Source organism: Spirochaetota bacterium (genome assembly GCA_040756435.1).
Classification (GTDB): domain Bacteria; phylum Spirochaetota; class UBA4802; order UBA4802; family UB4802; genus UBA4802.
Window position 1 is genome coordinate 45,053 of the sequence record JBFLZD010000019.1, and the last position, 11,783, is coordinate 56,835.

Below are 11,783 nucleotides of genomic sequence, written 5' to 3' on the forward strand. Positions count from 1 at the left end.
AGTTCAGGACTAACAGGATATGATGAATGTAATTGCCCACGAACAATCCATCAAGGAACATTATGATTACCTCAAAGAGTTAAAAGGTAATACTGGTGCTCTGTTTTCTGAACTGATCCAGCACTTTACAATAACTAATAAGCGGATCGATGAATTCTTTTCCATGATCCGCCCTTATGTATATTATTTTTATTCCACTGATGAAAACCTTCCTGATACTTTTTTGCATGATGTTATAATTGGTACCAACAACGAGATGAATGGGTATATTGATACCATTGTGAAATATATGATAGCTGATAGGGAAACCAATAAGGAAGTGGAGAATGCAATTAATAAAACACTAACGTTGAGTAATAGCGTTGCTATGATACTGGATGCAGTGGAAGCAATTGATTTATATGCAAAAAACACCATGATAATTTCCATTAAGGCAGGTGAAGAAGGCTCTACGCTTACAACCATAGCAGTGGAGATGTCACATTTAGCTGATATGGTTAATGATGTTTCCAGTGAATTCCAGGAAATTATTGTATATTTGGATGGATTACGGACAAAATTTAGCAACACCTGTCAGACAGTTGATATTATTATAGAAAACTATCTCACACATTTGCAGATTAAGATGAATAACACAATCCGTGAAATTATTGATCATCAGAAGAAGCTATCATATAATGTTGAGTCAATTGTTAGTTTTGCTGATAAGTTAAAAAGCAGTATCCACAAAATATTACAGGAATTTCAAGTAGAGGATATATTCCGCCAGGATATTGAAAAAATATTATTTACCATTGAAGCGCTGGATGACGGTGGCATTGATGACAGTGAAAAGGATATACTCCTGTGGGGGATGTATCAAAAGTTGCTATCGCTACGGCATGACCTTATGCATTTATATACCACTACAGGGGAAAACCTATATACAATGAAAAGTAATGTTGAGGTGATAGCAAACGATTATACAAAAGCTTCCGAAACAGTATTTGAAGGTGATGAATTTGCCATTGAAAAAGTATATAATTCACTGGAAATGTTACAACACGAAACTATACAGTACATAGAAGATATTCTTGCCAAGAAGTCTTCATTGCTTGAGATATCCAGTGATGTATTGATGCAGTTACATAAGTTTCAGGAGTTTTTTAATAAAATACAGGATGTGGTGCGTAAGTTTGATGTGGTGAATATGTTAACACGGATTGAGCTTGCACGACATCAGCAGTTGCAGAAAACCATTGCTAGTTCGCTCAGTGATATTAGCATTATGCCAAAGAAGATTAAGAAAATAGTAGAGGAATCAGAAAATTTATACAAGGATGTTATTGCCACTATGGAGTCTACGTATCTAACATACAAAGAAGCTATGGCTATTCAAGATACCATATTGCAAAATTGTGTATCCAATTTAAAAAAGGTTTCATTAAAATTATATGAATCAAAAAAGTATTACATTGATATATCACAGCAGATTGAAAGAAATGTAAATAGTTTACAGCAATTCTTAAACGAAAAGTCAGAACAGATAGAAACCTTAAAGAATATTGAAGAGAATATAAAACTGTTTTGCGATATGCTTGATGCTGCAGGGGTTGAAAAAAATATGCCTGAAATAGAAAAGATTAATAAAACAGTGGATAATCTTACAATGCTGTATGGCACAGATTATAAAGGTTTGATGTTGGTTTCACTTTTAAAAGAATATTCAACTATAAAGACGGAGGACACGGTTATAGTTTTTTAATTATATTCCAAAAGAAGTATTGGATTAGGATTAATGGTATTGAATAGCTGGAGTTGGAAATTCATACTATAACATGTAACAAATTTATTGTAATGATGTAATAATGAAATGCCAGGCCTAATTCAGTATGACTAAAACCATGTGGTGTTTATACAGGGGGCAATAAATGTATATAATAGAAGTTGATGAATTTGTAAATGTCAAACATGTAAAGCAGTTTGCTGATGAAGTGTTAACGGTATTGCGTACTGAAAAAGATATTGTCATTGATTTTACTAAATCCAAGCGTTTGGATTTATCGGTTGTGCAGGTAATTTTATCGTTATTGAAAACAGCTAAGCAATTGAATAAAACTGTTAAATTTAAGGGAGTTAATGATACCATTAAAAAGCAATTAAAGCTATGTGGTGTTATACGTTAATTTTTGTTGTTAAGTATTATTGTGAAAAGTATATTATAGCACAGGGGACTTTGAAAGCTGTTATGGTTAATTAATAGTGAAGCAAAGTCAATACAATCATTTTTAAGAGGAGCTTTATATGAAGCATATTGTAATCATTGATGACTCACCAACTATACGGACAAGTGTTGAATATACACTCAAAGATTCAGGATATGGTATGGTTCATGCTGAAAATGGTGTTGATGCATTGAATAAAATAAAGGATTTACTTTCTAAAGGTGAAGAAATTGCCTTATGTATTGTGGATATTAATATGCCACAGATGGATGGCATTACGTTTATTAAAAAGTTCAGGGAAAATGATAAATTTACTCCGGTTGTGGTGCTTACTACAGAAGCTGAAGAAGAAAAAATACAGGAAGGTAAAAAAGCAGGTGCTTCAGGGTGGATGATTAAGCCATTTAAGGCTGAACAGCTTCAATCAGTAGTCCATAAATTTTTGCGATAAGGGGGGGTATATGAATGTTGAAAATACAACAATAGAAAACAAGCCTGATACTGCTTCATCAGAACAATTTGTTACTTTCATTATTGGCAATGAAACGTATGGAATAGAAGTTCTTAAAGTGCAGGAAATTATTGGGATGACACACATCACCCATGTCCCCAATACTCTTTCATTTATGAAAGGTGTCATTAACCTAAGAGGCTCAGTAGTACCGGTTATAGATATGCGGAAAAAAATTGGGATGGAGGAGATAGAGTATAATGCCTTCACGGTGATAATTATTACCGAAGTTAAAGGTAAGCTTATTGGGATGATCGTTGATTCAGTTCAGGATGTGGTTACTATCCCGGTGCAAAAAATTCAGGATACCATGCGCTTTACATCACATGTTTCAACAGATTATATTAAAGGGATTGGGCAGATAGATGACAATTTAGTCATTATACTGGATGTGGATAAGCTGTTAACAAGCGAAGAATTAGCTCATATTAAAACAACATAAAATAATTTAGGCAGGTATGTTGGGATGATACGGGTTTTTGATGCAACCATTAAACAGCCAGTTGTAATTCTGGTGCCGGGGGATTACTTTGCTGCAGAAAATCAGGTGCTTTCTACAATAGTTGGAAGTTGTTTTGTTGTATGCCTGTACGACTCTATAAAAAAAATTGGTGGAATGGGGCATTGTTTATTGCCGGTATTATCTTCATTACAAATGAAAAAAGAAGATATATACAATTATAATATTAATTTCATGGAGCATATTATCGGTCAGATGGTTAAGTTAGGGGCTGATAGAAAGAATTTTATTGTCAAGGTATTTGGTGGTACGGGGACATCATATAATCATAAATTTACTACCGATTTTATTTCTGAGTACTGTAAAAACGAAAACATGTCTTTAGATGCTATTGATATTGGAGGCAATTATCGCCGCAAACTTTATTTTTTTTGCAACACAGGTAAAGTCCACCGGTATTTAGTTGAAGCCAATGACTCAGTTTCAGAATTTATTAAAATGGAAAAAGAATTTATTGATAAAGTATTAACGGATAAAGTTCAATATGGTAATGTTATATTATTTGAATAATATATGAATACCCCCTTTTATCAACAGTTGGACCAGCAGGATTTTGATTACATTAGAAATATTGTGTATAGGGAATCAGGTATAAAGCTTTCTGAAATGAAGCGTGCGTTGGTCCAATCGCGTTTGTTGCGTAGAATGCGCGAGTTAGGCATGCAACGCTATGATGAGTATTGTGACTTCCTCAGAGAAAATTATGATGATGAAATAGAAAACCTTATCAACTGTATAACTACCAACAAAACAGAATTTTTTAGAGAGCATGAGCATTTTTCTATATTGCAAAGAATTGTTGAACAAGAACTATCGCACAAAAATATTGCTGTATGGAGTGCAGGCTGCTCAACTGGCGAAGAAGCTTACAGCATTGCCATTGTGTTGTTTGAGAGTAACTTTAAAAAACAATTTACTATCATTGCAACAGATATTGATACCAGAGTTCTTGAAACAGCACGCAGTGGCATATACCCACTGGAAGTTGTACAAACACTTGATATAAGTCTATTAAAAAAATATTTTTTAAAAGGCAAAGATCAGTATGATGGATATGCAAAAGTAAAAAATTTTCTGAAGGAAAAAATTTCATTTCAACATCTGAATTTGCTTGAAGACAACTATCGCCTCAAAGGGCATTTTGATATTATATTTTGCCGCAATGTGATGATTTATTTTGATAAAGATGTTCAGATCAAAGTATTAAAAAAATTTTATGATTATTTACCAAAAGGTGGCTATCTTTTTTTAGGGTATGCTGAAGCGATAGTTAGTGCCAATCTACCTTTTCATTATGTAGCCCATTCGGTATATCAAAAACGATAACACATAATGCTATAGCAGTGTTAAAAGGGGTAGCCATGTATATACGCAATTCACATAGATTGAAGAAGCCACTTAAAGTTTTGTATCCAGGTGATTGTTATGTTAGCAATAAAGATGAATATATTGGAACATTGCTTGGGTCGTGTGTATCAGTATGCCTGTATGACCCTGTAAATAAAGTTGCCGGTATGAATCATTTTGTATTGCCAGGGAAGGTTGTACAGGCTCATACAAAGCAGAAAAAATCAGATGATAGTGATGAACAAAAAGAACTGTTAAAATATGGAACCAAGTCAATTGAAAATCTCATTTCACAGATGGAACAATATGGTAAAAGAGAAAATATTGTTGCTAAGATTTTTGGTGGAGGGAAAGTTTTAGATTATCAAACCACGCAATACGGTATATCAAATATGAATGTAAGAATTGCAAAGATTATACTTGAAATGGCCGATATTCCTATTGTAAGTGAAGATGTTGGTGGAACTGTTGCCCGTAAAATTATGTTTGATGTTGAAACAGGGCAAGCCTATTGTAAAAAATTAATAAAGGTTGAAGAAAAAGATAAAACTTTCACTATGGAGTTATCTCAGTTTGAATAAAATAAAAGTTTTGGTGGTTGATGATTCCGCAGTAATGCGTAAAACATTAACTGATATTCTTAATGGATCCAGTAAAATTGAAGTTGTTGGAACCGCACTTGATCCGTATATTGCTGTCAATAAAATAAAACAGCTTAATCCTGATGTATTAACCCTTGATATTGAAATGCCACGTATGGATGGGCTTACCTTTTTGCGAAAGCTCATGTTAGCAAATCCAATGCCGGTAATTATGGTCAGCGCATTTACTGATAAAGGTGCGTTGCAGACAATACAGGCTCTGGAATATGGTGCAGTAGATTTTATTTTAAAACCTCGCTCTGATGATAGTGCAGAATGGGACAGATTTGCAAATGAATTGCGTGAAAAGGTTATCACTGCTGCAAGCATTCAGTCAGATAGATTTACAGCACGGAGCAGGGAAAGGGCTATTGAGGTTGAAGAAAAATTTAGTGCTGATATAATTTTGCCAAAAACAGTAGCAAAGGTGAGGACTACTCACAGTGATGTCATTATTGCTTTAGGTGCATCCACAGGTGGTACCGAGGTTATTGCAAAGATTTTATCCAACCTGCATGAAAATGTGCCAGCTATTGCTATTGTACAGCATATGCCTGAAAAATTTACCGAAGCATTTGCTAACCGGGTGAATAATAATTCAAAGCTATATGTAAAAGAAGCTCAGAATGGTGACAGGTTATATCGGGGTACTGCACTCGTAGCTCCGGGGAATCGGCACATGCTGGTGAGATCTGATGCAAATGGATACTATGTTGAAATTAATGATGGACCCCCGGTGAACAGGCACAAACCATCGGTGGATGTGCTATTTCGTTCAGTAGCACAGAATGTGAGTAAAAGCGTAGGGATATTGTGTACTGGCATGGGTGCTGATGGTGCTGAAGGACTGGGTGAAATTTTACAGGCAGGGGGAGTAACTATTGCACAGGATGAAGCTTCTTCGGTTGTGTTTGGTATGCCACGTGAGGCTATCAAACGTGGTGCTGCGCAAAAAGTACTTAATATAGAACAGATGATTGCATATATTAATAATTTGTAATTGCAGTGATTATGTTAAAAATAATTAACTTTTTGCGGATTGTTAGGAAAACTTATCAATCAAAAAGTGATTTAATTTCTTTAAAATTCCGCTGTTGAATTATTTTCAACCTGAAATATTCAAAATCTTCATATCCATAGCCATTCTCTGTATGACTATTTAATATTTTGTTAAAATTTCCACATTTAGGAATAATTAACTGCGTTGATTTATAATTAATTATTGGTTGAAATTTAAATAATATATATTTATATTTGCAATAAATAAAGAAGCATAGCAATACTTTAGAGGGAAGGAAATTGTGACTTATGGAAAAAATTGAGGAAAAAGTGAACAGGTTAGAAGCAGCACTGGAAGAATTTACCCGTACAGTAGGGCTTGAATTTAACAAAGTTTATAACGCATTCATGTTAAGCCGTATGGAATATGAAAAGATTTCCCAGGATATTGCTCTGTTACAAAAACGGGTAGATTCAATTAGTGTACTTTTAGAATCGTTTATTGCTGAGTCTGAGAAACAAAGGCAGGAGGATAGGAAAAAGTTTAATGAATTTAAAGATGAGATGAAAGCTTTCAAAGATGAAATGAAGGAATTTAAAGATGGTGTGGTAGCATTTCAGCAGGAGATGAAGGAATTCAAAGATGAGATGAAGGCTTTCAAAGATGAAATGAAGGAATTTAAGGATGGTGTGGTAGCATTTCAGCAGGAGATGAAGGAATTCAAAGATGAGATGAAGGCTTTCAAAGATGAAATGAAGGAATTTAAGGATGGTGTGGTAGTTTTTCAACAGGAGATGAAGGAATTCAAAGATGAAATGAAGGAATTTAAGGATGGTGTGGTAGCATTTCAACAGGAGATGATAGAATTTAAAGATGAGATGAAAGCTTTCAAAGATGAGATGAAGGAGTTTAAAGATGGTGTGGTAGCCTTTCAGCAGGAGATGAAGGAATTTAAAGATGAAACAAAAGACTACAAAGCTGATACTTTATCTTTTAAAGAGGAGATGACGCAAGCCCACAGAAAGATGAATCAGCAGTGGGGCGAATTAGCCAATAAAATGGGCACCGTCGTTGAAGATATTATTTACCCGGCAACCCGTCCGGTGCTTGAAAAGTACTTTAATTGTGAATTAATCACTACAATGATGAATATAACACGTAAAAAAGAAGGTATAAAAGATGAGTTTGATGTCATTGCAGTAACGCATGATAAGGTATTTCTTATAGAAGTTAAAAGTACCTTGCGACAGCAGTACGTTGATGATTTTAAACAAAATAAGCTTTCACGGTTTAGATTTTTATTTGACGAATATAATGATAAGCAGCTAGTACCCATTCTTGCAAGCTTGCGGTATGAGGAAAGTATGCTCAATTACGTAACCAATCAAAATATATATGCAATGGCGTACCGTGAGTGGGATTATATGGATATTCTTAATTTTGATAAAATTAAAATGTAGTGTATCAATTTACTTAATCCCAAAAAATTCAATCAACCGTGTTTCTTCAAAAACTTTACGTAGTGATTGGCTTATTGCTATAATCTTTATGTCTTTACCATGTTTTTGTAAGTCCTGCTTTTTCCACATGAGATAACCCATAAGGGTGGATGGCAAATAAATAGTTTTTGACAAATCAAAATAGATAACAGTGGCACCAGCACCAAGCAAACGTTCAACGGCATATTCCACTTCAAGTTTGTCATCAGGCGTGGCTTTTTCACAGTGTAGCGTGATGGTGTTGTTTTCTACAGTTACCATAGGGTGTTATTGTACCAGGTATGCTTTGATTGTATTTGCATTTTGTAATATTAAAGTTTTATCTGTGGTATTATGGGTAACTGTTATATTATCACTACTATCAATATTATAAACATTTGAAGTTGGACCTGATATTGTAAAATTTATTGTTGCATTTGTATTTGAATATCTTGTCCCATCAGTGTCAATAACAGTTACCGATGCACTTCCATTATGAGAGCTAATAGTGGAAGATTGCCAGCTAATATAAACTTTAAAAGCTCTATTTGACTTAGGATCTTCTCCAAATGCTATTCCAACATAATCGGTGCCATTTATGTTTTTTTGGAATATAATTGCATAATCTCCTGATTTATTATCACCAAATTCAACATCGTAACTTGTTCCACTAATTACAGTATCAAATTTACTAACATCACCAGGTTGTATTTTAAATGCACTGCTTGAAGAGCTTTTAGAATCATCCCCACAGGAAGCAGTGGTTGCTATGGCTAATGCGCATACAAATAGGACAATAGTATTTTTCATAAGAAGTACTCCGTTGTTATAGTATCGGTTTTTATAGAATTAACATTTACAAATAAAATGTAATAGTACATCATGAGTCAATATAAACAAATCCACTTGAATGCATAAGTAAGCTTTCATTGGTCACTGGGTATATTAACGACTCATGTTAAGAACAATCAACCCACCATAATCACCATACTAAAATTCATGTCATAGCGTCAATATTTTTATGTCACCTGCAGTATATTTGGTATGTTTGTGAACTATTTGTTACATGCAAATATGCTTGCAAATAATACCTAAATATATAAATAGAAAAAGGATACTTTTGGGGGAATAGTATGAATATAGAAACCACTATGTGTATGTGCCACAATCATCTTGATGAATTGAAAAAGCATGCAAAACGCAATAATAGTATCCCCTGCTGCCAATTTTACTGGGGACCACCGCCAGAATTATTAAAACTAGCCAATGCCTGGCACCAAACCAACCCAAAAACAAATTTTTATTGACATACACAGCTGGATATTGGTACAATAAGGGCAATGTATCAAAGGATGGTGTTTATTTAAAGAAAAGGAGGTCGTGCACTTATGAATGGCGATGTACTTATCCAGAACATAATTAATCTTTTTGTAATGGCAATCATATTAGAAGCAGCAATAATGGCCATTTTCTCAATGTCGGCTTTTCGTGATATGAAAATGACCCGTGCAGTTGAAGCAACAAGGGATGTGATTATATTACTTGCAGCTTTTTTCCTGTGCTATAAGGTTGATGTGCTGCATGTCTTCAGAGGAACTGGTTTGAAAATACCAGTTCTTTTCGATATTATTATCAGTACACTTGTGCTGACACGTATGACCAATTTTGTGAGGCAGGTATTCAATCGTTTACGTCAGGATTAGTGTCAGTGGTTTTTTTTAGCAAAAGAGTACCAGGAGCAATAGTTTTTTTTCAGGAACTATCGCCTATAAAAGATTATTAGGAAATTTTTTAAATACCATACAACACAAAAAGCCGCACCACTAAAGGTGTGGTTATATTCTTACGGTTTCCGAAGGGGGCTACACGGTATCAGGATTTTTTAATTTTATTATCCACTGAGTAGCTGGTATTCATCACTTCGTTATATTTGTCAATAATTGCATTTGTGATGAGGTCCCGTGCTTCCTGAGTAATGGGGAAGAACAGGTCAATGTACTCACCATTTTTGCGCTTGTTTGACGGCATACCAATGAAGATGCCTTTGTCGCCTTTTACAATGCGCAAATTTTTAACAACAAACCTGTCTAACAAAGTGATGTTGGCAAACCCCAGAGTTTTCCCTAAATTATCCTTGGGAAACACCCTAACTTCGGTAATAATGTCGTTCATGTGATCACCACCATACCGTATGTATAATTTTGTTAAATATACAATATTGCCGTAGTTTACGTCAAGCAAAATAATTTTTTGTATTTTTGTATTATAATATTACTCTATGGCTTTTAGTGCTTAAAAATAGTCAAATTTTTATAATTATGCCTTGCATAGTATGTGCGATAGTTATGGATAAAAAAATCATAGTTTTCTAATGTATGATTTTCTGAATACCAGGCCAAACAATACTAACACCAGAAATAAAACCATGATTGGTGCCAGAGTGCACAGTGCAATATTGAATGCCAGTTCACGGAGTATCTGTGCTGAAATGAATGATACTGTATCGGACTGCTGAATCAATAAAAAAGGCAATAGTATAGCAGTAGTTCCAGGTAACAGGATTGTGGCTGAAGGAAAGATCAAAATCCGTTTTAGCCATAAAAATTTTTGTATTTTTTCTGCTGATGAAAATATAATAAATACTATATATAGTAATAATAGAATAATAGTTGTGTACACAAAATATTTGCCATACGAAAATATTTTTATTAAAGTTATTACAGTGTTAGCAGTATCACCCGAAAGTACAATATTGTGTTTATATATTACGCCGTTATCAAACCACAATCCTGCTTTTTTTAGATAGCGGCCACCTATAAATTCCCCAATTGCTGTATCAGCAAATGTAAATACTGCTATTAAAAAAGTTTTGTTTTTAAGGTTTGGCGTTTTTTTGATTTCTTCCACCAGGATATCGCTCAGAATATGTTTTTTAACGCCATTTTCATTTGTCCATAAACTTATTGTGATATCTGGCAAAAGAATTTGGTGAACCTTCTTAGGATACATGGGATTGCTGGTATCGGTCAGTTCCAGTATATATTCAGACTTGATTGTATTATACGATGTAAAGAAGTTACTATATTTTTGTATTAGGGGAACGATGTTGCCATCAATAAGTTTTTCATGAATTATAGCTGTGATAACAGGTTTTAATACATCTAAGTCATCATTAAGCTTTGAAGCAAACGTATTTTGATGCTTTTGTATAATCTCATTGGCTTCTTCCTGTTTTTCATTGTATTCATCCTGAGCTTCTTCAAACGTGTCTTCAATTTCCTCAAGCTTTTCTTTTACAGCAGCAATATTAGATTTGTTCTTATCACGGTACTCTTCAATGGATTCAATCTGACTTTGAATTTTTGCAAGCTCACCTTTTTTGTTATTTTCAAATGAAAGTTTATCAGGAAATGCCTGTTTTACATCATCGTACGATAAATTTTTGATCTCTTCAAGCTGCTTTTGTAGTTTTTCATATTCTTCAGTTTTATTTATTATATCAAATGCTTTTTTAGCTTCTTCATATTGTTTTTTTGCTGCTTGATATGTCAGTACATATGATGCAAGGCCAACCTTATCATCAATTTCTTTCTGAATGGATTGAGTTATTTCAAAATTTTTAGCTTTAACAAAGGTATCAACAATGTCGGTGCGTTTAAGAATTGCAGTGTAAAACATAGGTGTGGTAAACAGGACATAGAGTATTGATACAATAATGCATAAAGGTAAAAGGATTATAGCTATACTATTAACAATGGTAAAAATAATTCCCCTTTTTTGTGACATGCATGTCCTCCCGTTGCATAAGTATTCTTTGTATTATAATTTATGGGCACCACCTAAAACTGCTTTCTTCAGAAATTATTAATATAATAGAAAGCGGTTTTATCCTACATATTGTGCCCACAAGGGAACATCAAAAAATAGTTTTAAGAAGTTCCCTAATGATATGAATGCTATCAATGTAACTTTGTGCAGTAAAACAATGTGTACTTACCAATGAAATATAAAAAGTTTACAACAATAATTCCTTAAAAAATTTCATAATGAATATAGTGTACCCCCCGCCGCCGAAGGCGGCG

15 protein-coding genes are annotated in these 11,783 nt (G+C 34.0%); 11 read left to right on the forward strand and 4 right to left on the reverse strand.

What is annotated here, in order from left to right:
- Nucleotides 1–22: 22 nt before the first annotated feature.
- The 9 genes from AB1444_07205 to AB1444_07245 all read left to right on the forward strand — a co-directional run bounded on the left by AB1444_07205 (nt 23) and on the right by AB1444_07245 (nt 7,683).
- Nucleotides 23–1,744, forward strand: a complete 1,722-nt coding sequence (locus tag AB1444_07205; GenBank protein MEW6526433.1) for a hypothetical protein — start codon at nt 23–25, stop codon at nt 1,742–1,744.
- Nucleotides 1,745–1,910: 166 nt separating this feature from the next.
- Complete coding sequence (locus AB1444_07210) at nt 1,911–2,165, forward strand: STAS domain-containing protein (GenBank protein ID MEW6526434.1); 255 nt, start codon at nt 1,911–1,913, stop codon at nt 2,163–2,165.
- 118 nt (nt 2,166–2,283) lie between these two features.
- Nucleotides 2,284–2,655, forward strand: a complete 372-nt coding sequence (locus AB1444_07215) for a response regulator (GenBank protein ID MEW6526435.1) — start codon at nt 2,284–2,286, stop codon at nt 2,653–2,655.
- A 10-nt stretch (nt 2,656–2,665) separates the two neighbouring features.
- Entirely contained in the window at nt 2,666–3,157 is a 492-nt protein-coding gene (locus AB1444_07220; GenBank protein ID MEW6526436.1) for a chemotaxis protein CheW, read from the forward strand.
- 24 nt (nt 3,158–3,181) lie between these two features.
- Nucleotides 3,182–3,745: a chemoreceptor glutamine deamidase CheD gene (locus AB1444_07225; GenBank protein MEW6526437.1), complete on the forward strand. Its 564-nt coding sequence runs from the start codon at nt 3,182–3,184 to the stop codon at nt 3,743–3,745.
- Between the two features lie 3 nt (nt 3,746–3,748).
- On the forward strand, nt 3,749–4,561 hold the full coding sequence (locus tag AB1444_07230; protein ID MEW6526438.1) for a protein-glutamate O-methyltransferase CheR: 813 nt from the start codon (nt 3,749–3,751) through the stop codon (nt 4,559–4,561).
- Between the two features lie 35 nt (nt 4,562–4,596).
- On the forward strand, nt 4,597–5,163 hold the full coding sequence (locus AB1444_07235; GenBank protein MEW6526439.1) for a chemotaxis protein CheD: 567 nt from the start codon (nt 4,597–4,599) through the stop codon (nt 5,161–5,163).
- Nucleotides 5,156–6,223 carry a chemotaxis response regulator protein-glutamate methylesterase gene (locus AB1444_07240; protein ID MEW6526440.1) on the forward strand — a complete coding sequence of 356 codons (1,068 nt, stop codon included), beginning with the start codon at nt 5,156–5,158 and terminating at the stop codon, nt 6,221–6,223. Before AB1444_07235 ends, AB1444_07240 begins: the two co-directional genes overlap by 8 nt.
- A gap of 308 nt (nt 6,224–6,531) precedes the next feature.
- On the forward strand, nt 6,532–7,683 hold the full coding sequence (locus tag AB1444_07245) for a hypothetical protein (GenBank protein MEW6526441.1): 1,152 nt from the start codon (nt 6,532–6,534) through the stop codon (nt 7,681–7,683).
- 9 nt (nt 7,684–7,692) lie between these two features.
- Here the strand turns inward: AB1444_07245 and AB1444_07250 are convergent, their stop codons facing one another.
- Together AB1444_07250 and AB1444_07255 are read right to left on the reverse strand one after the other, a co-directional pair.
- Nucleotides 7,693–7,983, reverse strand: coding sequence for an STAS domain-containing protein (locus AB1444_07250; protein ID MEW6526442.1), 291 nt, complete (start codon nt 7,981–7,983; stop codon nt 7,693–7,695).
- Nucleotides 7,984–7,989: 6 nt separating this feature from the next.
- Nucleotides 7,990–8,511 (reverse strand): hypothetical protein, encoded by a 522-nt coding sequence (locus AB1444_07255; protein ID MEW6526443.1) that lies wholly within the window; start codon nt 8,509–8,511, stop codon nt 7,990–7,992.
- A gap of 323 nt (nt 8,512–8,834) precedes the next feature.
- On the opposite strand from AB1444_07255, the gene AB1444_07260 reads away from it, so the two are divergent.
- Both AB1444_07260 and AB1444_07265 read left to right on the forward strand, forming a co-directional pair.
- Nucleotides 8,835–9,008, forward strand: coding sequence for a hypothetical protein (locus AB1444_07260; protein ID MEW6526444.1), 174 nt, complete (start codon nt 8,835–8,837; stop codon nt 9,006–9,008).
- An 81-nt stretch (nt 9,009–9,089) separates the two neighbouring features.
- Nucleotides 9,090–9,404, forward strand: a complete 315-nt coding sequence (locus tag AB1444_07265) for a hypothetical protein (protein MEW6526445.1) — start codon at nt 9,090–9,092, stop codon at nt 9,402–9,404.
- A 169-nt stretch (nt 9,405–9,573) separates the two neighbouring features.
- Here the strand turns inward: AB1444_07265 and AB1444_07270 are convergent, their stop codons facing one another.
- Nucleotides 9,574–9,873 (reverse strand): SpoVG family protein, encoded by a 300-nt coding sequence (locus AB1444_07270; protein MEW6526446.1) that lies wholly within the window; start codon nt 9,871–9,873, stop codon nt 9,574–9,576.
- 186 nt (nt 9,874–10,059) lie between these two features.
- Nucleotides 10,060–11,487, reverse strand: coding sequence for a hypothetical protein (locus AB1444_07275; protein MEW6526447.1), 1,428 nt, complete (start codon nt 11,485–11,487; stop codon nt 10,060–10,062).
- Nucleotides 11,488–11,783: the final 296 nt, after the last annotated feature.